Here is a 21,720-nt window from a genome sequence, read left to right on the forward strand (position 1 = left end):
TCAACCCGGGCGCGCTGTAGGACGCGATGTGCGCATGGCGGCCGTGACTTTCGACATCGACACCACGTCTCCTTTCGGCACCTATCCGGCCGAGGGGATCGGGCGTTTCGCCTGGCGCCTGGCGGACCGGCACGAATTGCCGGACCGGCTGCGCAAGCGCGTGCGTGCGCTCGTGGCCCGCTGCTTTCGCGGCCCCTATGACGCGGAGGCCGATGGCCTGCGGTTTCGCCTTTACCCCGGCAGCAACTACGACGATCGCAAGATCTTCGCCCGTAGCCGGCTGCCGGAGAGAGCCGAACATGCGCTGCTGGCGCCGCGGTTTCGTGCCGGCGTGACCTTTGTCGATGTCGGGGCCAATGTGGGCAGCTACAGTCTCGATGCGGCCCGGCGCGGCGCCCGGGTTCTGGCAATCGAGGCCAATTCCGACACGGCGGAGAGGCTCGCCTACAATGTCGCCGCCAATGGCGCGACGACGGTGGAGATCGCCAATGTAGCCATTGGCGCGGAAGCGGGGACGCTGGCGCTCTGGCAGGAGCCGTCGAACTGCGGCTTCGCGACCCTTGTGCCTGATCTGACAACGGGAAAATGGGCCGGCGACTGGCGGTCGCGGCAGGTGACGGTGCGCCCCTTGCGCGATGTGCTGGCCGATCACCGGATTGCCCGCGCCGACGTGCTGAAGGTCGATGTCGAGGGCTTCGAGGACAGGGTGTTGATGCCCTTCGTGACCAGTGCACCGCGTCAGGCCTGGCCGCTGGCCATCCTGCTGGAGACCAACTGCCGGGAGCACTGGCAGGAGGATTGCCTGGCCGCGCTGATCGGCTGCGGCTATCGCCCCGCCGGCGAAACGGCGGACAACATTCTTTTGACACTGGTGGATGAGGAGACCGGCACGTGACCTGCGTCTTGCCTCGCCCCTGTTCCCCGCTTTCCGTAAGTGGCCCGATTTCGGCCTGCTCTTGCCCCGATTTGCGCATAAAAGTGCCGTCGCTCTCAGATTTGCTCGCTTCGGTTGAATCTCGCGATCTGGAGTGTGACGTATGAGCGAAGCGAACGCCGGTGCCGCCGGACGGTTGTTGTCAACGCGGCCAAGGGTGAACTCCCCGGGCATGAAATTCGTGCTGATCGGGTTCGTGACCCTGCTCCTGTTCATCCCCAGCCTGATGATCTGGGCGCTGGTTGAGGAACGGGAGAGCCGGGCGCGCGGCGTTGCCGAGGAGATCGCTCGCGGATGGGGCGATGCCCAGATGGTCAACGGCCCCTATTTGCTGGTGCCGTATCTGACCACCCGCGAAGTCCGCAGCGGCGGCGAGACCTTTCGGCAAACCGACCGCAATTACCGGCTGTTCTATCCCAAGACGCTGACCAACAAGGTCGAGGCCAGGGTCGAGGAGCGGAAGAAATCCATCTACACGCTGCCGGTGTTTCAGGGCCAGCTCGATCTGTCCGGCCGGTTCGAGCCAGCAGATATGGCCGCCTTTGAGCAGGAGGCGGACATTACCGTTCTTGCCGATCAGGCAACGCTGGTCATCGGAATCAGCGATATGCGCGCGGTAAAGAACGACGTGTCGCTTCAGCTCGACGGCGCCTCCGCCCGTCCCTTCCAGCCGGGGCTTGGCGCGCTTGACGCTTCTGGTGCCGTAGCGGGAAGGCGCCGCGCCGCATCGGGCGTCCATGTGCCGATTTCCGAGACGGAATGGCGTTCCGGCTTTGCCTTCCGGGTCGATCTTGCGCTGAATGGCTCCCAGTCACTGCATTTCGCGCCCGCCGGCCAGAGCACCAATCTTCAGATTACCTCAGCCTGGCCGCATCCGGGCTTTACCGGGGCGTTCCTGCCCGACACCCGCAGCATCTCCAAGGACGGGTTCACCGCCTCCTGGTCGATCCCCTTCCTGGCGCGCGGTGTCCCCAAATCGCAGACCCTGACCCGCCTGCCGCTGACCGATCAGCCGCTGGGCGTCAGGTTCGTGCAGCCGGTCGATCTTTACCAGATGGTGGCCCGCTGCCTGAAATATGGTATCGGCTTCATCGCGCTGACCTTCCTTGCCGTGTTCATTCTGGAGCTTCGGGCAAGCTGGAGCATGTACTGGATCCAGTATCTGCTGGTCGGGTTCGCGCTGATGATCTTTTACCTGCTGCTGCTCGCCTTCGCCGAGCAGATCGGCTACGACTGGGCCTATCTTGTTGCGGCGACAGCGATCACGTTGCTGGTTGCCGCCTATGTGTCCGCCAATGGACGGGACCGGCGCGCTGGCGCGGTCATGGCCATTGTGCTTGCGACCATTTACGGGGTTTTGTATCTGCTGATGCGGGAGCAGGACTATGCCCTGCTGGTCGGTTCGGTCATTGCCTTCCTGGCGATTGCCGTGACGATGTTCGCCACGCGGAATGTGGAATGGTCCGGCGCTGCCGGACAGGCGCTTGAAGAATCTGCGAAAGAGGCTTGAGGGTATGGTACAGCTGACGCTTCCCAAGAATTCCAAGGTTGCTGTGGGCAAGGTCTGGGACAAGCCGGCCGGCGCCAGCCAGTTTCACGAGTTCCGGATCTACCGCTGGAACCCGGATGACGGGCGCAATCCGCGCATCGACACCTATTTCATCGACAAGGATGATTGCGGGCCGATGGTGCTCGACGGGCTGATCTACATCAAGGACAAGATCGACCCGACGCTGACCTTCCGCCGCTCCTGCCGCGAGGGTATCTGCGGTTCCTGCGCCATGAACATCGATGGCACCAACACGCTCGCCTGTACCAAGGGCATGGGCGAGATCGGCGAAGGGCCGGTGAAGATCTATCCGCTGCCGCATATGCCGGTGGTCAAGGATCTGGTGCCCGATCTGACTCGGTTCTACGCCCAGCATCGTTCGATCGAGCCATGGCTGAAGACGACGACGCCGGCGCCGGAGAAGGAATGGCGCCAGAGCCACGAGGACCGGGCCAAGCTCGACGGGCTCTATGAGTGCATTCTGTGTGCCTGTTGCTCCACCTCCTGCCCGAGCTACTGGTGGAACGGCGACCGCTATCTCGGCCCGGCCGTGCTGCTGCAGGCCTATCGCTGGCTGATCGACAGCCGCGACGAGGCGACCGGCGAGCGGCTCGACAATCTCGAGGATCCGTTCCGGCTCTACCGCTGCCACACGATCATGAACTGCTCGCAGGCCTGCCCGAAGGGGCTGAACCCGGCCAAGGCGATTGCCGAGATCAAGAAGATGATGGTCGAACGCCGGGTCTGACACCGGACGTCCCGTCGGCCGCGCCGGCGGACCGCAAAGCGATGAAAGGCCGTCCCTCGGGGGCGGCCTTTTTGCGTTGGGGCTTGCGCCTCCGTCCTGTGCATGCTTGAGTGTTCATTGTTTGTTCTTGGCGGCGGGGGGGAGTTATGCACAAGAGCCGGTTGGCCTGTCTGGTGATCGATTGCGAGGGAACGGATGCGGGAACGCATGAGGCCTTTTGGGCCGCAGCCCTGGGGCGTGAGCGCGAGGCCGATCCGATTGATCCGAAATACCGCGATCTGACGGGCCCGCCGGGCGAGCTGCGGGTGCTGGTGCAGGCGGTCGACCATCCCTCGCGGGTACACCTTGATATCGAAACCGACGATATTCCGGCGGAGGTCGCCCGGCTGGAGCGGCTCGGCGCAACTCGCCTCCGGGAGATCAAGGGCTGGGTGGTGATGGAGGCGCCGAGCGGCCACCGCTTCTGCGTGGTCAAGCCGCAACGACCGGATTTCGCTGAGAATGCAACGGTCTGGAACGACTGAGGCGGCGGTGTGCCTTTAGGCGCGGTGCGACAAGCCCGCGTGCACCAAGAAAAAGCCCTTCAACCGGGGCCGATTGAAGGGCTTTGGGGCGCTTAAGTGGGGCGGTGTTCGTCAGCTCCACAGCGGGCTGGTGAAGATGGCGATGACGGAGGCAAAGCCCAGCCCCCAGCTTAGCGAACGCAGATTGGCCCGGTCGGTCCAGTAGCAGAAGATGTAGATCAGCCTGAGGCCGATGAAGAGGCCGGCGAGCCGGTCGATCCATTCGCCATCGCCGCCCTGCCACAAGCCGGCGATCACGGCAACGGCGAAGAAGGGGAAGGCCTCGAAGCCATTGGCCTGGGCGCTGGCGGCGCGGGCGCGGAACCCTTCGCGCCAGAAATCCGGATTGCGCGGGTTGGCGTTGTCATAGCCCTTGTCGAACTTGGCCGGCAGGGCGGACAGCATGGGCAGCAGGGCGGCAATGAGGACGCACCAGAGGGCGATGGGCATGAAAGCGTTTCCTTGATGGGAAAGGGGCGGGAGGAGCCGTTCGCGGCAGGTGGCGCAACCTGTCTTGCGCTCCGGCCCGCGTCAAGGCGGCGAAGCGGCGCGGGCAGGCTTTGATCTGGCGCATGGCGGCGAGCGGTCCGGCGGCTCTAGGGTCTGTCCGGACCGGTCGGCCGAGCGATGCAGAGGCCGGCCCGACGACCCATCACCCGCGAGATCATCGCGCGACATGTCAAGGAGACTGGATTATGGCTGTGAGCGACTGGCAGGCCTTCATCACGCAAACCGATGCGCGGATGGGAGAGCTGCGCGGCGGCATCCCAGGGGTTGCCAAGGGCTTTCACGAGATCGCTCGTTCGGCGATTGGCGCGGGCGCGCTTGATTCGCGCACCAAGGAACTGATCGCGCTGGCGATCGGCATTACCGTGCGCTGCGATGGCTGTCTTGCCTACCACGCCCGGGCGGCGGCGAAATATGGCGCGAGCCGGGAAGAGATCATGGAAGCGATCGGCGTGGCGGTCTACATGGGCGGCGGCCCGTCGATGATTTACGGCGCCGAAGCCCTTGCGGCCTATGACAGTTTCACCGAGGGCGACAAGGGCTGAGCCCGTTGCCACGATATTGTCGCGACAAAGCCAGATACACTCTCCGGTTTCGTCACACTGACGTTTTTCAATCGGCGTAAACCCCCTGTCACGGGCGGGGACGATTCGATTTGAATGACGGAATGTGACGATGGCGAAGACGGTTCTCTTTCTTTGCGATGACAATTCGGTGCTGAGCCCATTGGCCGAGGCCTATCTGAATGCCTTGGACAATGGCGCGATACGGGCCTTTTCCGCAGGCCTCGATCCGGCGCCGCGCCTTGCGCCCGGCGTCGGGCGCATCCTGTCCGAACATGGCATTCCCGCCGCCGGGCTGGAGCCCAAGCCCTGGGAGCTGTTCCTGCTGCCGCACGCACCGGCCCCGGATGTGGTCATCAGCCTGGCACCGGGCGTCGTTGAGCGCACCCGGCGGGCCTGGTCACCGCGCACGCGCACCTTCGAATGGCCCTTCGCGGCGGGGCCTTCGGCGGGCAAGGCAACGGGATCCGAAGCGGTGCGCGAAGCGTTCCGCAGCGTCCGCCGGGCGATCAATCGGGCTCATGACACCTGGTTGGGCGAAGCGGATGGCTGGCGCATCTCCGCATGATGAATACCGCGTGCTTGCCGATCGGATCAACGTCGGGCCTGCAGGCCCGGCCGGTCCGCCAGCGCGCCGAGAAATCCGAAGACATCTGCGATCTGCTCGCGAATCAGGCTGAACGGCGAATAGGCACGTGGCGCGATGCGGCCAACGATATCTCCCATCTCGAACGAAAGATCGGAGGTGAACTTGCGCGCCAGCTGCTGCATTGCCCGATTGGTGGCAAGGCAGTTCATGTAGATGTGACGGCAACCGCGATTGCGCGCGGCGATCAGGGTCAGCTCCATCAGCCGGGTGCCGACGCCGGTCTGCTGCCAGTCGGCTTCGACAGAAAACGCCGCTTCGGCGGTGGTGCCATCGGGAAACATCCGCAGCTCGGCGACCGCGCGCAGGTATCCGTCCACGAAATAGCCGTGGATCAGCGTTTCCAGCGTGAAGCTGGTCTGGGCATAGCAGCGCAGGAAGGCATCGCTCGCCGGCATGGCGAAGCGGGACCGACGCCCTTCGGGCGTCAACCGCAGCAGATGATCGCGAAACTGCGCTTGATCGGCGAATGTAAGTTTTCGGTAATATCCGGTGTGCTGGGTGGTGTCGGCGTTGCGCGGCATCTCTGCGCTCCTTGTTGTTCGGGCGCGCCGCTTCTTGGGTCTCCCCAGACCATGGGGCACAAGATTGCCGCTCACTACGGCCTTTTCAAGGCCACCTGCCTTGCATTGGCCGCTATCAACCCTTTGGTTACCAAAAAACGACAAGGATCGGCATGGGCAGCGGGGAGCCGCCTGCGCTAGGATGCCGGCCGCCGGGCCGAGGAAACAAGGCCGAAGAAACAAGGAAGTGAACGAGATGATCCGTACCGCGCCCGTGACCGCCACACTCTGTCTGGCCCTGGCTCTCGCCGGCTGTCAGCGATTGGGCTATGGCGGCAACCGGCCGGCGGCCCTGCCGGCGACCCCAACCCCGCCGGTCAGCAGCCAGCCACTGGAGCCGCTGGACCCGGTGCAGCAGGGCCAGATGGGTGCGCCTCTCGATGGAACCATGCCGGACGGCAGCGGCACGCAAGTTGCCGGCGGCGCGCCCTTGTCCACCACCGCACCGGCTGGCGCGCGGGAGATCGGCCGCAGTGACATGCTGGGCGGCTGGTCGCTGGCCTCCGGGTCGGACAATTGCAAACTGTTCATGACGCTGACCACCTGGAGCGGCGGCTACCGTGCCAACTCGCGCGGCTGTACCTCGCCGGCAATGCAGAAGATTTCCGCCTGGGATCTTCAGGGCAAGCAGGTGATCCTGAAGGACGACACCGGGGCGACGGTTGCCCAGCTCTACGCCACCAGCGCCGAGAGCTTCAACGGGCGGGCCTCGACCGGCGCGCCGATTTCAGTCTACCGCTGACGCAGATCGAGGCGGGGGCCGGCGAGGGAGCGCCGGTTCTCCGTCACAAGATCGCGGCACGACGGAGAAGGTGGGCGCTGTCGGGAAAACAGCGCTCCGCTCGGGGCGTTCCGCCCCCGGTGGGGTGCGTTGTTTCTCCAAGGGCGTGTTCCGCCGCCACGAGGGGGGAGAGCCATGTCGATCTGGCCGGTGTTGAAGGATGAGGAGCTGTCGCCGCGGGCGGCTGCGGTGTTCGCCGACATCAAGGCGGTCCGCAAGACCGATTTCATCAACAATTTCTGGCGCGTGCTCGCCAGTGATCCGGCTTTGCTGGCGCGCACCTGGGACAGCCTGAAGCAGGTGATGGCCCCGGGCGCGCTCGATCCGCAGGTCAAGGAAATGCTCTATGTGGCGGTGTCGATCGCCAATGGTTGCGAGTATTGCATTCGCTCGCATACGGCGGCGGCTCGGGCCAAGGGCATGAGCGAGGCGCAGCTCGGCGAGTTGCTGGCGGTGGTCGGCATGGCGAGCGAGACCAACAGGCTCGCCACCGGCCTGCAGGTGCCGGTGGACGAGGCCTTTCTTCCCGACCCGAAAACCGACTGACCTTTTGCCCGGACGGAGGTCTGCGGGGAGCCTTTCTGGGGCGCTTTCTGGAGACCGGGTGTTGCATGCCGGGGGCCGGATTGGCTATCAGCGGCAAAACACCTCTTGCGGGGAGACATCGTGACCTCTTCTTCCATCCGCAAATCGTGCAGCGCTGTCCGCGCCGTGCCGACCCTTGTCTGGACCCTGGCCCATGGATGAGCTGCAGCGCCGTTCCGAATCGCAGCGCAGTGAGGCGATCCCGGTCGCCCACACGGTGGCCGGCCGCTACGGCGCGCTGATCGCCGCTGGCGAAATCGAGCATGATTCGGCCCAGGACAAGGTGGTGCACGCCCTCGATGCGCTGAACGAGGTGCTGGCGGAAACCGGTCCGGCCTCGAAGAAAAGCGCCCTCGGCTGGCTGTTCGGCCGGCGCGGCGCGGCGAAGGCGCCGGTGCGCGGGCTTTATGTCTGGGGCAAGGTCGGCCGTGGCAAGACCATGTTGATGGACCTGTTCTTTGACATTGCCGTGCCGCGCAAGAAGCGCCGGGTTCATTTCCATGAGTTCATGGCCGATGTGCACGAGCGGGTCCATGCGGTGCGGGCGCAGATTCGCGATGGGGAAATTTCCGGCGATGATCCGATCCCGCCGGTGGCCGCGGCGATCGCCGAGGAAACCCGCCTGCTGTGCTTTGACGAATTCACGGTGACGGACATCGCCGACGCGATGATTCTCGGCCGCCTGTTCACCCGCCTGTTCGAACTCGGCGTGGTGATGGTCGCCACCTCCAACGTCGATCCGGACGATCTTTATCGCGACGGTCTCAATCGCGGCCATTTCCTCGGGTTCGTGGCGCTCTTGAAAACCCGGGTGGATGTGCTCTGTCTCGATGCGCGCACCGACTACCGGATGGAGAAGCTGGCCGGGGCGCCGCTCTACCTGACCCCGCTTGGGCCGGAGGTGGAGGCCGGGCTGGAGGAGCTCTGGCGCAAGCTGACCCACGGTCTGCCCGCCCATTCGGAGGAGCTGGAGGCCAAGGGGCGCCGGATCCCGGTCACCCGGACGGCGGCGGGCGTCGCCCGCTTTACCTTCGCGGAACTGTGTGAGCAGCCGCTTGGCGCCGCCGACTTCCAGCGCATTGCCTTGTCCTATCACACCATCGTGCTGGAAGGCGTGCCGGTGATGGATCTGCCACAGCGCAATGCGGCCAAGCGCTTCATCAACCTGATCGACACGCTCTACAACAACCGCAACAAGCTGGTGCTGTCGGCGGCGACCGAGCCGGACGGCCTTTATATCGCGCGAACCGGCACGGAATGCTTCGAGTTCGAGCGCACGGTCTCGCGTCTGATCGAGATGCGCTCGCGCGAATGGTTGCAGGACCCGGCGGGATAGACCCGTTACGTGCCACGAAAGGTGAGGCGGCAAGGCGGGGCCGCAATCGCGTAAAATTGACTGCAATGGTATGAATGAATTTGTTCGGATGCGAGGCGAAAAGCTGCAGGAAACCGTCCGGTTTTCAAGGCTTTGCAACGCTGCAGGCGGGCCAAATTCATCATATCCTCGCTTTGCCTCAGCCTCTTGCTCGTTTGTGCGGGGACGCTCAACCGGCTTCGATCTGCTGCGTCAACCCGCTCAACCGAGCGGCACGCCCGCTCTTCGCGTCTTTTCTGGCAGCTCATCGCCGGTTGAACGCCATTTGCAGCCCATTTTACGGGTTTGCGGCCTAATCCTTCGATTAGCTTGCGCCTCGGGCGCAAAGAGGTTAGTGCCATGCCCGACCGTCACGAACGGCCGATGCTCCATTTTACGTAAAGGGAAGCAATAGGATATGGCTCGGAACAAGATCGCTCTGATCGGCGCGGGACAGATCGGCGGCACGCTCGCCCACCTCGCCGGCCTCAAGGAACTTGGCGACATCGTTCTCTTCGACATCGCCGAAGGAACCCCCCAGGGCAAGGCGCTTGACCTTGCAGAATCCTCCCCCGTCGACGGCTTCGACGCGGCGCTCTCCGGCGCCAACTCCTACGAGGCGATTGCCGGTGCGGATGTGGTGATCGTCACCGCCGGTGTGCCGCGCAAGCCCGGCATGAGCCGCGACGACCTGCTCGAAATCAATCTGAAGGTGATGGAACAGGTCGGCGCCGGCATCAAGGCCAACGCCCCGGATGCCTTCGTCATCTGCATCACCAACCCGCTCGACGCGATGGTCTGGGCCCTGCAGAAGTTCTCCGGCCTGCCGGCGAACAAGGTGGTCGGCATGGCCGGCGTGCTCGACAGCGCCCGCTTCCGCTATTTCCTGGCCGAGGAGTTCAACGTCTCGGTCGAGGACGTTACCGCCTTCGTGCTTGGCGGCCACGGCGACACCATGGTGCCGCTGACCCGCTACTCCACTGTTGCCGGCATTCCGCTGACCGATCTGGTCAAGATGGGCTGGTGCACGGCCGAGCGTCTGGAAGAGATCGTCCAGCGCACCCGTGACGGCGGTGCCGAGATCGTCGGCCTTTTGAAGACCGGTTCGGCCTTCTACGCACCGGCCTCTTCCGCCATTGCCATGGCCGAGAGCTACCTGAAGGACAAGAAGCGCGTGATGCCTTGCGCGGCGCATCTGTCCGGCCAGTATGGCCTCAGCGACACCTATGTCGGTGTGCCGGTCGTGATCGGCGCCGATGGTGTCGAGCGGGTCATCGAGATCGAGATGAACGGCGACGAGAAGGCGATGTTCGACAAGTCGGTGGCCTCGGTCGACGGCCTCGTTGAAGCCTGCCGCAAGATCCAGCCGGCCCTGGCCTGAGGGATTTGACCGGGAGGCCGAACGGCCTCCCGTTTCGTATGACGCGAACAGTCTCCAACCCAACGGGGGGATAGACGCATGAACATTCATGAATACCAGGCCAAGCAGGTCCTGAAGGCCTATGGCGCGCCGGTCGCCGAAGGCGTTGCCATTTTCACCGCCGACGAGGCGGAAGCAGCGGCCAAGGCGCTGCCGGGTCCGCTCTGGGTCGTCAAGTCGCAGATCCACGCCGGCGGCCGCGGCAAGGGCAAGTTCAAGGAACTGGGCCCGGACGCCAAGGGCGGCGTGCGCCTTGCCTTCTCGCTCGACGAGGTCAAGGCCCATGCCGCCGAGATGCTCGGCAACACGCTGGTGACTAAACAGACCGGCCCGGCCGGCAAGGTCGTCAACCGCCTTTACATCGAGGACGGCGCGGACATCGAGCGTGAGCTTTATCTCTCCATTCTCGTCGACCGCACCTGCGGCCGGGTGGCCTTCGTGGTCTCCACCGAGGGCGGCATGGACATCGAGGCCGTTGCCGAGGAAACCCCGGAGAAGATCCACAATCTGCCGATCGACCCGAGCACCGGTGTCACCGAGGCGGATGCGGCCAAGCTGTGCGACGCGCTGGAGCTGACCGGCGCGGCCCGCGAGGACGGCATGAAGCTGTTCCCGGTGCTGTACACCGCCTTCATCGAGAAGGACATGAGCCTGCTTGAGGTCAACCCGCTGATCGTCATGAAGGACGGCCGGCTCCGGGTGCTCGACGCCAAGGTGTCCTTCGACGGCAACGCCCTATTCCGTCATGACGACATCATGGCCCTGCGCGACGAGACCGAGGAAGACGCCAAGGAAATCGAGGCGTCCAAGCACGACCTTGCCTATGTGGCGCTCGACGGCGACATCGGCTGCATGGTCAATGGCGCCGGCCTTGCCATGGCGACCATGGACATCATCAAGCTCTACGGCGCAGAGCCGGCGAACTTCCTCGATGTCGGTGGCGGCGCCTCCAAGGAGAAGGTCACGGCCGCGTTCAAGATCATCACCTCCGATCCGAACGTGAAGGGCATTCTCGTCAACATCTTCGGCGGCATCATGCGCTGCGACGTTATCGCCGAGGGCGTGGTCGCTGCGGTGAAGGACGTCGGGTTGCAGGTGCCGCTGGTCGTGCGCCTGGAAGGCACCAACGTCGAGCTCGGCAAGAAGATCATCAACGAAAGCGGACTGAACGTCATCGCGGCGGATGATCTCGACGATGCCGCCCAGAAGATCGTCAAGGCCGTGAAGGAGGCCGCCTGATGTCCATCCTCGTCAATAAAGACACCAAGGTTATCGTTCAGGGCCTGACCGGCAAGACCGGTACGTTCCACACCGAACAGGCTCTGGAATACTACGGCACCAAGATGGTTGCCGGCGTGCATCCCAAGAAGGGCGGCGAAACCTGGTCGTCCGGCATGGAAAGCGCGGCGGAGCTGCCGATCTTCGCCTCCGTTGGCGAAGCCCGGGACGCGACCGGCGCCGATGCCTCCGTGATCTACGTGCCGCCGGCAGGCGCCGGGGCCGCGATCATCGAGGCGATCGATGCGGAAGTGCCGTTCATCGTTTGCATCACCGAGGGTATCCCGGTGGCCGACATGGTCAAGGTCAAGGCGCGGCTCGAGAAGTCGAACTCGCGTCTGCTCGGTCCGAACTGCCCGGGCATCCTGACCCCGGAAGAGTGCAAGATCGGCATCATGCCGGGCTCGATCTTCAAGAAGGGCTCGGTCGGCGTCGTCTCGCGTTCGGGCACGCTGACCTATGAGGCGGTGTTCCAGACCACCAATGCCGGCCTTGGCCAGACCACGGCGGTGGGCATCGGCGGCGATCCGGTCAAGGGCACCGAGTTCATCGACGTTTTGGAGATGTTCCTCGCCGACGACGAGACCCAGTCGATCATCATGATCGGCGAGATCGGCGGTTCGGCCGAGGAAGAGGCCGCCCAGTTCCTCAAGGACGAGGCCAAGAAGGGCCGCAAGAAGCCGATGGCCGGGTTCATTGCCGGTCGCACGGCGCCTCCGGGCCGCACCATGGGCCACGCCGGCGCGGTGATCTCCGGCGGCAAGGGCGGCGCGGAAGACAAGATCGCGGCGATGGAAGAGGCGGGCATCCGCGTCTCCCCGTCTCCGGCGAAGCTTGGCGAGACGCTGCTTGAGGTTCTCAAGGGCTGAGGAAAAGATTTTCGCGATCACCGCATTTTAACCGTGATCGCGGGAGCATATGCGGGCACGGGTGCTTCCCCACGGGGAATTTCCCGTGTACCGATTGAAGGAGACCTGCGCGGGACACGCCCCGCGCGGGTCTATTCCATATCCGTTCTCTGGGGCGCTGCGTGAAAGGGCTCCCCTCAAATAGGCGGGCGGGGCAAAACCTCGCTGTGGAGATGGCTCGGCAAGACGTGAACAATGCCTTCGCGATGACGTCGTTCTTGTACGGTGGCAACGCGGCTTACATCGAAGATCTTTATGCGCGCTACAAGGAGGATCCCGGATCCCTCGACGAGACGTGGCGGGCATTCTTTTCCAACCTTGCCGACGAAAAGGCGGATGTGCTGAAGGAGGCGCGCGGCGCGTCCTGGAAGCGCGCCGACTGGCCGGTCGCCGCCAACGGGGACCTGGTCAACGCCTTCGATGGCAACTGGGCGCCGGTGGAAAAGGCGCTCGGCGACAAGATCAAGGACAAGGCGAAGGCACGCGGTGAGGTGATCACCGAGGCCGATGTGCAGCAGCAGACGCGCGATTCGGTGCGCGCGCTGATGATGATCCGCGCCTATCGCATGCGCGGCCATCTGCATGCGGACCTCGACCCGCTGAACCTCAAGGAGCCGGAGAGCCACGAGGAGTTGCACCCCTCCACCTACGGCTTCGCCGAGGCGGACTGGGACCGGCCGATCTTCATCGACTACATGCTGGGCCTTGAGTTCGCGACCATCCGCGAGATGCTCGAGATCCTCAAGCGCACCTATTGCTCCACCCTTGGCGTGGAGTTCATGCATATCTCCAATCCGGCCGAGAAGGCCTGGATCCAGGAGCGCATCGAGGGGCCGGACAAGCAGGTCTCCTTCACCGCCGAGGGCAAGCGGGCGATCCTCAACAAGCTGGTCGAGGCCGAGGGCTTCGAGAAGTTCCTGGACGTCAAATACACCGGAACCAAGCGCTTCGGCCTGGATGGCGGCGAGGCGCTGCTGCCGGCGCTGGAGCAGATCATCAAGCGCGGCGGCGCGCTCGGCGTGAAGGAAATCGTGCTGGGCATGGCCCACCGCGGCCGGCTCAACGTGCTGGCCCAGGTGATGGGCAAGCCGCTGCGCGCGATCTTCCACGAGTTCAAGGGCGGGTCCTTCACCCCCGATGACGTGGAAGGCTCCGGCGATGTGAAGTACCACCTCGGTGCATCCTCCGACCGCTCCTTCGACGACAACAACGTCCACCTGTCGCTGACGGCCAACCCTTCGCACCTTGAGATCGTCGATCCGGTGGTGCTGGGCAAGGCGCGGGCGAAGCAGGATCAATTGTCGGCGGTGGACGGCAAATGGGTCGAGACCACCGACGTGGACCGCTCCAAGGTGCTGCCGCTGTTGCTGCACGGCGATGCGGCCTTCGCCGGTCAGGGTGTGGTCGCCGAGTGCTTCGGCCTGTCGGCGCTGCGTGGCCACCGCACCGGCGGTTCGATCCATGTGATCATCAACAACCAGATCGGCTTCACCACCAATCCGCGTTTCTCGCGCTCCTCGCCATATCCGTCCGATGTGGCGAAGATGATCGAGGCGCCGATCTTCCACTGCAACGGCGACGATCCCGAATCAGTCGTTTACGCGGCGAAGATCGCCACCGAGTTCCGGCAGATGTTCGGCAAGCCGGTGGTCATCGACATGATCTGCTACCGGCGGTTCGGCCATAACGAATCCGACGAGCCGGCATTCACCCAGCCGATCATGTACCGGCAGATCCGCAAGCACCCGACCACGCTGCAGATCTACGCCGAGCGGTTGGTCAAGGACGGGGTCCTGAGCGCCGAGGAAGTCGAGGCCATGCGCGCGGAAGTGCGTGCCCAGCTCGACGCCGAGTTCGAGGCGGGCAACGGCTACAAGCCGAACAAGGCCGACTGGCTCGACGGCAAATGGGCCGGCATGAAGCAGGCCAAGGATCTCGACGATCCGCGCCGGGGGCAGACCTGCATTTCCGAGGATGCCATCAAGACCATCGGCAAGGCGCTGACCCAGGTGCCGGAGGGCTTTAACGCCCACCGCACGATCCGCCGCTTCCTCGACAACCGCAAGAAGATGTTCGAAAGCGGCAAGGGCATCGACTGGGCCACGGCCGAGGCGATGGCGTTCGGTGGCTTGCTGCTGGACGGCCACGCGGTGCGCCTGTCCGGTCAGGACTGCGAGCGCGGCACCTTCTCCCAGCGCCATTCGGTGCTCTACGATCAGGAGGATGAGACCCGGTTCATTCCGCTCAACCACCTGCGCGAGGGCCAGGCCCGCTACGAGGTCATCAACTCGATGCTCTCCGAGGAGGCGGTGCTCGGCTTCGAATACGGCTATACGCTGACCGAGCCGAATGCGTTGACCCTCTGGGAAGCTCAGTTCGGTGACTTCGCCAACGGCGCCCAGGTGGTGTTCGACCAGTTCATCTCCTCCGGCGAGCGCAAGTGGCTGCGCATGTCCGGTCTGGTCTGCCTGCTGCCGCATGGCTACGAGGGGCAGGGACCGGAGCATTCCTCCGCCCGCCTGGAGCGCTTCCTGCAGATCTGCGCGGAAGACAACATGCAGGTGGCGAACTGCACGACGCCGGCCAACTACTTCCACATCCTGCGGCGGCAGATGAAGCGGGACTTCCGCAAGCCGCTGATCCTGATGACGCCGAAGTCGCTGCTGCGCCACAAGCGCGCGGTCAGCAAGATCGACGAGTTCACCAACGGATCGACCTTCCATCGCCTGCTGTGGGACGATGCGCAGATGGATCCGGAGGCCGGCATCCGGCTGGTTGAGGACGCGAAGATCCGGCGGGTGATCCTGTGTTCGGGCAAGGTCTACTACGACCTGCTGGAAGAGCGGGAGAAGCGCGGCATCACCGACGTTTACCTGCTGCGTGTGGAACAGCTCTACCCGTTCCCGACCAAGGCGCTGGTGACCGAGCTGGCCCGCTTCAAGGATGCGGAGATCGTCTGGTGCCAGGAAGAGCCGAAGAACATGGGGGCCTGGTTCTTCATCCAGTCCTATGTGGAGTGGGTGCTGGCGCAGATCGATGCCAAGCATCAGCGGCCGCGCTACGTCGGCCGCGCCGCCTCGGCGGCCACGGCGACCGGGCTCATGTCCAAGCATCTCGCCCAGCTTCAGGCGTTCCTCGACGAGGCCTTCGCCGAATAGGTGGAGCGGTTCACAGATTAGCGCGGCCGGGCGCGTCCCGCGCCGCTGTCCGATGAAAGAGAAATGATCATGGCGACCGAAATTCGAGTTCCCACTCTGGGCGAATCCGTTACCGAGGCGACCATCGCCCAGTGGTTCAAGAAGCCGGGTGACGCGGTCAACGCGGATGAGCCGATTGTCGAGCTGGAAACCGACAAGGTGACCGTGGAAGTCCCCGCTCCCGCCTCCGGAACCCTTTCCGACATCCTCGTCAAGGAAGGGGATACGGTCGAGGTTGGCGCCCTTCTGGGGCAGATCGCCGAAGGTGCGGGTGCCGCGGCGCCGGCCAAGGCCGCGGCCCCTGCGGCCGACAAGCCGGCGGCGAAGAGTGCGGCTCCGGCGGCCGAGACCATCGACGTGCTCGTGCCCTCCGCAGGTGAGAGCGTCACCGAGGCCGAGGTCGGCGAATGGTTCGTCAAGGTCGGCGACAGCGTCAAGGTCGATGAGACCCTGGTGGAGCTGGAGACCGACAAGGCGGCCCAGGAAATTCCGGCTCCGCAGGCTGGCACCGTGGTGGAAATCAGCGCCAGCACCGGTGACACGGTGACCCCGGGCCAGCTGCTGGCCCGCATCGCCGTTGGCGCCGGCGCAGCCGCCGCCGCTTCGGCTGCCGCGGCTGCGCCTGCACCGGCCGCCGCTGCTGCCGGTTCGTCCATGCCGCCGGCTCCCTCCGCTGCCAAGATGATGGCGGAAAAGGGCTTGTCGGCCGATCAGGTTGCCGGCTCCGGCAAGCGTGGCCAGGTGCTGAAGGGCGACGTGATTGCCGCCGTTGCCGCCGGCATGACCGCGCCGGCACAGGCTGCCGCCCCGGTTGCCGCCCGGCCGGCCTCGCTCCCCGAGGACGAGGTCCGCGAAGAGCGGGTGCGGATGACCAAGCTGCGCCAGACCATCGCCCGCCGGCTCAAGGACGCCCAGAACACGGCGGCCATGCTGACCACCTACAACGAGGTGGACATGGGCCCGGTGATGGAGCTGCGGAAGACCTACAAGGACCTGTTCGAGAAGAAGCACGGCGTCAAACTCGGCTTCATGGGTTTCTTCACCAAGGCGGTCTGCCATGCGTTGAAGGAAATCCCGGCGGTGAACGCCGAGATCGACGGCACCGATATCATCTACAAGAACTACTGCCACGTCGGCGTGGCGGTGGGCACCGACAAGGGCCTGGTGGTTCCGGTGGTGCGCGATGCGGATCAGATGTCGATCGCCCAGATCGAGCAGGAGATCGGCAACCTCGGCCGCAAGGCGCGCGACGGTAAGCTCGGTATGGCCGACATGACCGGCGGCACTTTCACCATCTCCAACGGTGGTGTCTACGGCTCGCTGATGTCCTCGCCGATCCTCAACGCGCCCCAGTCGGGCATCCTGGGCATGCACAAGATCCAGGAGCGTCCGATGGTGGTCAACGGCCAGATCGTGGCCCGGCCGATGATGTATCTGGCGCTCAGCTACGATCACCGCATCGTCGACGGCAAGGAAGCGGTGACCTTCCTGGTGCGCGTCAAGGAGAGCCTGGAAGACGTGCAGCGGCTGGTGCTGGATCTCTAAAGCATGTTCCCGAGAAGCGTGTACGGTTTTCGGGAAAGAACCTGCGCAAGAGGCTAAGGGCGCGGCTCCTTCAGCGGCCTTCTTTCGCTGAAGGAGCCCCGACACCTGCCGGCGACGGAGGGGACGATGGGGCTGGAATTCCTGATCACCGCGCTGGTCGTGGTTCTGATACCGGGCACCGGCGTCCTCTACACGCTCGCCACCGGCCTTGCCTTCGGGCAGCGCCACGGGATCGCGGCAGCCTTCGGCTGCACGCTGGGAATTCTGCCCGCGATCCTCGCTTCCGTGCTTGGCCTGGCGGCGCTGCTGCACACCAGCGCGCTGCTGTTTCAGGCGCTGAAATACGCCGGGGCGGCCTATCTTTTGTATCTGGCCTGGCAAACCTTGCGGGAAACCGGACCGCTGCGCCTTGGCGCTGCGGCCGGCGCTGCCCCCGGGCTCGCGGCGGTGGTGCGCACCGGCGCGCTGATCAATGTTCTCAATCCAAAACTGTCGGTGTTCTTCCTGGCCTTCCTGCCGCAATTCGTGGACACAGGGCGCGCCGGGATGACCCTTGAGATGCTGCGGCTCGGCGGCGTCTTCATGGCGCTGACCTTGGTGGTTTTCACCGGCTACGGCATCTTCGCCGCGGCCGTTGGCGCGCGGCTCTCGCGCTCCGCGTGGCTGCTGGCCTTTATGCGCCGCACGGTCGCCGTTGCCTTCGCCGGCTTCGGCCTGCGGCTCGCTTTGGCCGACCGTTGACCGCCTGACCTCCGCCCGGTGTTCCGGGCGCCGACAGCAAGCTTGAATGAAAAGGCGAACGAAATGTCACAGTTTGATCTTGTCGTCATCGGCACCGGCCCTGGTGGATATGTCTGCGCCATCAAGGCGGCCCAGCTCGGCCTGAAGGTGGCCGTGGTGGAAAAGCGCACCGTGCGTGACGGCGACAGCGCCGCCCATGGCGGCACCTGCCTCAATGTCGGCTGCATTCCCTCCAAGGCGCTGCTGCACACCTCGGAGCTGTTCGAGGAAGCGGGCCATCATTTCGAGGGCTTCGGCATCAAGGTCGGCAAGCCGAAGCTCGACCTGAAGGCGATGATGGCGCACAAGGACAAGACCATCGACGCCAACGTGTCCGGCATCGATTTCCTGTTCAAGAAGAACAAGGTCACCGTTTATCAAGGCACCGGTCGCATTCTCGCCGCCGGCCAGGTGGAAGTGACCGCTGCCGATGGATCGACCCAGACCGTTGAAAGCCGCTCCATCGTCATCGCCACCGGCTCCGATGTTGTGTCGCTGCCGGGGATCGAGATCGACGAAAAGCGCGTGGTGTCCTCCACCGGCGCGCTGGAGCTGGAGAAGGTGCCGGGCAAGCTGGTGGTGATCGGCGCCGGTGTCATCGGCCTGGAACTGGGCTCGGTCTGGCGCCGTCTTGGCGCCGAGGTCACCGTGGTGGAGTTCATGGACAAGATCCTCGGCCCGATGGACGCGGATGTGTCGAAGAACTTCCAGCGGATGCTGAAGAAGCAGGGCATGGACTTCCACCTGTCGTCCAGGGTGACGGCGGTCGATACCTCCGGCAAGACGCTGAAGGTCACGGTGGAGCCCGCTGCCGGCGGTGAGGCAAAGACGCTTGACGCCGATGTGGTGCTGGTGGCGATCGGTCGCCGTCCGGTGACCGAGGGGCTTGGCCTCGATGCGGTCGGTGTCGCCCTTGACGAGCGCGGCCGGGTGAAGACCGACGGGCACTACCAGACCAATGTTCCGGGCATCTATGCCATCGGCGATGTCATTGCCGGTCCGATGCTGGCCCATAAGGCCGAGGACGAGGGCGTCGCGTTGGCCGAGATCCTCGCCGGCCAGGCCGGGCACGTGAACTACGGCGTGATCCCGGGCGTGGTCTACACCAGCCCGGAGGTGGCCGAGGTCGGCCGCTCCGAGGAGCAGCTCAAGGCGGATGGGGTCGACTACAAGGTCGGCAAGTTCGCATTCATGGCCAATGGCCGGGCCAAGGCGATGGGGCACTCGGACGGCTTCGTCAAGGTGCTGGCCGACGCGAGCACCGATCAGGTTCTCGGGGTGCATATCATCGGCCATGGCGCCGGCGAAATGATCCACGAGGCGGCCGTTCTGATGGAATTCGGCGGCTCCTCGGAGGACCTGGCGCGTACCTGCCACGCCCATCCGACCATGAGCGAAGCGGTCAAGGAGGCGGCGATGGCCGCCTTCGACAAGCCGATCCACGCTTGAGCCTGATCTGACATTCCCGGGCCGGTCTTCTGCCGGCTCGGGCCTTTCTTGCCTGTGTCTGCATCCTCTCAGTCGCGCATCATGATCGCGCGGTGAAAGGCTTTCGGCTCCCTAGGGTCATGTGGGACGGTGGTGACCCGCGCCTCGATGCGCTCGCCCATGCGGACGATGACGATTTCGCGGGCACTGAAAAAGCCTTCGAAACGCGCGAACAACCGCCCATCGGCCCGGCGGGAGGCCTCGGTCCAGCCCCATTTGCAGTCGCGCGGGGCGCAGTGGGTAAAGGCACGCATTCGCGCCATGACCTCACCGTCGATACAGGCGCTGGTGACCTCGATCCGTCGAATCTGGCGGGTTTGCGCCGCCGGATTGACCCAGCTTCCCGCTTCGGGAATGCGGCAATGCTCCTCATCCGCCAGAGCTGGCGTGGTCAGCAGCAGGCTGAGTAGGGGAAGAGCCGAAACGCGCATGCGCGATTCTGTTCTACCCTCACGTGTTCCGTCAATCGTCATCTCGCCGGTTTGCCGGCACCGGCGCGCGGATGCGCCCGGTCATAGACATCGAGCAGCCGCGCCGCATCGACCTCGGTGTAGATCTGCGTGGTAGAAAGGCTCGCGTGGCCGAGCAGCTCCTGAATGGTCCGCAAATCGCCGCCGCCGGCCAGAAGGTGGGTGGCGAAGGAATGGCGCAGGGCATGCGGGGTGGCGCTGTCGGGCAATCCCAGGGCGCTGCGGAGCCGGGCCATGGCGTATTGAACGATGCGTGGATTGAGGGGCCCGCCGCGCACGCCGAGAAACAGCGGCCCATCGGGCGCGGGCGTGTACGGGCAGGCGGCGAGATACGCCTCTACCGCCTCGCCGACGATCGGCAGCAGCGGCACGATCCGCTGGCGCCCACCCTTGCCGGTGATCCGCAAGGAACGGCTTTCCTTGCGCGGTGCGCTGGCACCGGTCAGCGACAGCGCCTCGCCCAGCCGCAGGCCGCAGCCGTAGAGCAGGGTGAAGACGGCTGCGTTGCGCGCGGCCACCCAGGGCGCGGTATCCAGGCCGCAATCGGCATCGACAATGGTCAGGGCATCGCTGGCGGCAACCGGCTTGGGCAGCGAGCGCGGCTGGCGCGGAGGGCGGACGGCGGCGGCCGCCGCCGCATTGACGTCGCCGCGCCGCTCCAGAAATCCAAGGAAGGAGCGGATGCCGGCAAGGCCGCGAGCGAGGGTCCGGCTCTGGCTGCCGCCCTGGCGACGCCGAGCGAGAAAGGCACGGAAATCAGCCGGGCGCAGCTCGGCAAGATGGGTGAGCGCGGGCGGTTCGCCCTGATGACCGGTGAGGAAGCGCAGGAATTGCCGCACATCCCGCTCGTAGGCGATGAGCGTCTTGTCGGCGAGCCGGCGCTCTGACCCGAGATGATCGAGCCAGTCGTCGATTGCCGCATTTACATCGGCACGGGCACAGACAAGGAGCGAATCATCGTCGGTCATGCGGACAATGGTAGCACGCTGACGGACCGGCGGCGGGTGCCACCGCCGGTCCACGCTTTCAGGGGAAAGGGCGCTTAGAGGATGCTCTGGCCGGTCTTGGCCCAGTCGGCGAGGAACTGCTCCAGCCCCTTGTCGGTAAGCGGATGCTTGACGAGGCCCTTCAGCACCGCCGGCGGCACCGTGGCGACATCGGCGCCGACCAGCGCGCATTCCTTGACGTGGTTGGCGGAGCGGATCGAGGCGGCTAGAATCTCGGTCTCGAAGCCGTAATTGTCGTAGATCACCCGGATTTCCCGGATCAGATCCATGCCGTCGGTGTTGATGTCGTCGAGCCGGCCGATGAACGGCGAGATGAAGGTCGCCCCGGCCTTGGCGGCGAGCAGCGCCTGATTGGCGGAAAAGCACAGGGTGACATTGACCATCCGGCCTTCGCCCGTCAGCACGCGGCAGGCCTTCAGCCCATCGAGGGTCAAGGGCAGCTTGATGGCGATGTTGTCGGCGATCTCGGCGAGCTTGCGCCCCTCGGCGATCATGGCCTCGGCGTCCGTGGCGGTGACTTCGGCGGAGACGGGACCGTCGACCAGCGCGCAGATCTCGGCAATCACCTCGGTCATCGGCCGGCCGGCCTTGAGGATCAGCGAAGGATTGGTGGTCACGCCGTCGAGAAGCCCGGTCGCGGCCAGTTCCTTGATGTCCGCTGTGTCCGCGGTGTCGACGAAGAATTTCATGGCGTGTCTGGCTCCTTGGCTGAACGGTCCGGGCTCTGGCGGCCGGACGCATCAGGGTCGCACCGCCGCGGGCGGCCGGTGTGATATGTCTGGGTGGCCGGTCATCCCCTCGGGCGCCGGCTTTTGCCTGCATATCGCAGGACGG

At 65.0% G+C, this 21,720-nt stretch carries 21 protein-coding genes; 16 read left to right on the top strand and 5 right to left on the bottom strand.

The window, feature by feature from the left end:
- The first annotated feature begins 34 nt into the window (after positions 1–34).
- From IEV83_RS15960 to IEV83_RS15975, 4 genes are all read left to right on the top strand, one after another.
- Positions 35–895 (top strand): FkbM family methyltransferase, encoded by an 861-nt coding sequence (locus IEV83_RS15960; RefSeq protein ID WP_181761206.1) that lies wholly within the window; start codon positions 35–37, stop codon positions 893–895.
- 142 nt (positions 896–1,037) lie between these two features.
- On the top strand, positions 1,038–2,444 hold the full coding sequence (gene creD, locus IEV83_RS15965; protein WP_181761205.1) for a cell envelope integrity protein CreD: 1,407 nt from the start codon (positions 1,038–1,040) through the stop codon (positions 2,442–2,444).
- Positions 2,445–2,448: 4 nt separating this feature from the next.
- Complete coding sequence (locus tag IEV83_RS15970) at positions 2,449–3,231, top strand: succinate dehydrogenase iron-sulfur subunit (protein WP_181761204.1); 783 nt, start codon at positions 2,449–2,451, stop codon at positions 3,229–3,231.
- A 146-nt stretch (positions 3,232–3,377) separates the two neighbouring features.
- Positions 3,378–3,755, top strand: a complete 378-nt coding sequence (locus IEV83_RS15975; RefSeq protein WP_181761203.1) for a VOC family protein — start codon at positions 3,378–3,380, stop codon at positions 3,753–3,755.
- Between the two features lie 111 nt (positions 3,756–3,866).
- Here the strand turns inward: IEV83_RS15975 and IEV83_RS15980 are convergent, their stop codons facing one another.
- Positions 3,867–4,244, bottom strand: a complete 378-nt coding sequence (locus IEV83_RS15980; RefSeq protein ID WP_181761202.1) for an MAPEG family protein — start codon at positions 4,242–4,244, stop codon at positions 3,867–3,869.
- A 245-nt stretch (positions 4,245–4,489) separates the two neighbouring features.
- On the opposite strand from IEV83_RS15980, the gene IEV83_RS15985 reads away from it, so the two are divergent.
- Positions 4,490–4,846, top strand: coding sequence for a carboxymuconolactone decarboxylase family protein (locus IEV83_RS15985; protein WP_181761201.1), 357 nt, complete (start codon positions 4,490–4,492; stop codon positions 4,844–4,846).
- A 130-nt stretch (positions 4,847–4,976) separates the two neighbouring features.
- Entirely contained in the window at positions 4,977–5,432 is a 456-nt protein-coding gene (locus IEV83_RS15990; RefSeq protein ID WP_181761200.1) for an arsenate-mycothiol transferase ArsC, read from the top strand.
- 26 nt (positions 5,433–5,458) lie between these two features.
- On the opposite strand, the gene IEV83_RS15995 is transcribed toward IEV83_RS15990, so the two are convergent.
- Entirely contained in the window at positions 5,459–6,034 is a 576-nt protein-coding gene (locus IEV83_RS15995; RefSeq protein WP_181761199.1) for a GNAT family N-acetyltransferase, read from the bottom strand.
- A gap of 235 nt (positions 6,035–6,269) precedes the next feature.
- On the opposite strand from IEV83_RS15995, the gene IEV83_RS16000 reads away from it, so the two are divergent.
- The 10 genes from IEV83_RS16000 to lpdA all read left to right on the top strand — a co-directional run bounded on the left by IEV83_RS16000 (position 6,270) and on the right by lpdA (position 19,370).
- Complete coding sequence (locus IEV83_RS16000) at positions 6,270–6,815, top strand: AprI/Inh family metalloprotease inhibitor (RefSeq protein WP_181761198.1); 546 nt, start codon at positions 6,270–6,272, stop codon at positions 6,813–6,815.
- Between the two features lie 174 nt (positions 6,816–6,989).
- The gene (locus IEV83_RS16005) at positions 6,990–7,400 is read left to right on the top strand and encodes a carboxymuconolactone decarboxylase family protein (protein WP_181761197.1); all 411 of its coding nucleotides are present in this window, start codon (positions 6,990–6,992) and stop codon (positions 7,398–7,400) included.
- Positions 7,401–7,593: 193 nt separating this feature from the next.
- Positions 7,594–8,775 carry a cell division protein ZapE gene (gene zapE, locus IEV83_RS16010; RefSeq protein WP_181761196.1) on the top strand — a complete coding sequence of 394 codons (1,182 nt, stop codon included), beginning with the start codon at positions 7,594–7,596 and terminating at the stop codon, positions 8,773–8,775.
- Positions 8,776–9,211: 436 nt separating this feature from the next.
- Positions 9,212–10,174, top strand: coding sequence for a malate dehydrogenase (gene mdh / locus IEV83_RS16015; protein WP_181761195.1), 963 nt, complete (start codon positions 9,212–9,214; stop codon positions 10,172–10,174).
- A 78-nt stretch (positions 10,175–10,252) separates the two neighbouring features.
- Positions 10,253–11,452, top strand: a complete 1,200-nt coding sequence (gene sucC / locus IEV83_RS16020) for an ADP-forming succinate--CoA ligase subunit beta (protein WP_181761194.1) — start codon at positions 10,253–10,255, stop codon at positions 11,450–11,452.
- Positions 11,452–12,360 carry a succinate--CoA ligase subunit alpha gene (gene sucD / locus IEV83_RS16025; RefSeq protein WP_181761193.1) on the top strand — a complete coding sequence of 303 codons (909 nt, stop codon included), beginning with the start codon at positions 11,452–11,454 and terminating at the stop codon, positions 12,358–12,360. The genes sucC and sucD overlap by 1 nt, the downstream gene beginning before the upstream one ends.
- Positions 12,361–12,572: 212 nt before the next feature.
- Positions 12,573–15,557, top strand: a complete 2,985-nt coding sequence (locus IEV83_RS16030) for a 2-oxoglutarate dehydrogenase E1 component (protein ID WP_181761192.1) — start codon at positions 12,573–12,575, stop codon at positions 15,555–15,557.
- Between the two features lie 69 nt (positions 15,558–15,626).
- Entirely contained in the window at positions 15,627–17,141 is a 1,515-nt protein-coding gene (odhB, locus tag IEV83_RS16035; protein WP_181761191.1) for a 2-oxoglutarate dehydrogenase complex dihydrolipoyllysine-residue succinyltransferase, read from the top strand.
- A gap of 126 nt (positions 17,142–17,267) precedes the next feature.
- Positions 17,268–17,882 (top strand): LysE family translocator, encoded by a 615-nt coding sequence (locus tag IEV83_RS16040; RefSeq protein WP_181761190.1) that lies wholly within the window; start codon positions 17,268–17,270, stop codon positions 17,880–17,882.
- Positions 17,883–17,945: 63 nt separating this feature from the next.
- Positions 17,946–19,370 carry a dihydrolipoyl dehydrogenase gene (gene lpdA, locus IEV83_RS16045; protein WP_181761189.1) on the top strand — a complete coding sequence of 475 codons (1,425 nt, stop codon included), beginning with the start codon at positions 17,946–17,948 and terminating at the stop codon, positions 19,368–19,370.
- Between the two features lie 68 nt (positions 19,371–19,438).
- Here the strand turns inward: lpdA and IEV83_RS16050 are convergent, their stop codons facing one another.
- The 3 genes from IEV83_RS16050 to fsa all read right to left on the bottom strand — a co-directional run bounded on the left by IEV83_RS16050 (position 19,439) and on the right by fsa (position 21,575).
- On the bottom strand, positions 19,439–19,840 hold the full coding sequence (locus tag IEV83_RS16050) for a hypothetical protein (protein WP_181761188.1): 402 nt from the start codon (positions 19,838–19,840) through the stop codon (positions 19,439–19,441).
- 38 nt (positions 19,841–19,878) lie between these two features.
- Positions 19,879–20,847, bottom strand: a complete 969-nt coding sequence (locus tag IEV83_RS16055; RefSeq protein WP_188478614.1) for a tyrosine recombinase XerC — start codon at positions 20,845–20,847, stop codon at positions 19,879–19,881.
- Between the two features lie 74 nt (positions 20,848–20,921).
- Positions 20,922–21,575 carry a fructose-6-phosphate aldolase gene (gene fsa / locus IEV83_RS16060; RefSeq protein WP_181761611.1) on the bottom strand — a complete coding sequence of 218 codons (654 nt, stop codon included), beginning with the start codon at positions 21,573–21,575 and terminating at the stop codon, positions 20,922–20,924.
- Positions 21,576–21,720 lie beyond the last annotated feature (145 nt).

The organism is Stappia taiwanensis (assembly GCF_014635285.1).
GTDB classification, from domain to species: Bacteria; Pseudomonadota; Alphaproteobacteria; order Rhizobiales; family Stappiaceae; genus Stappia; species Stappia taiwanensis.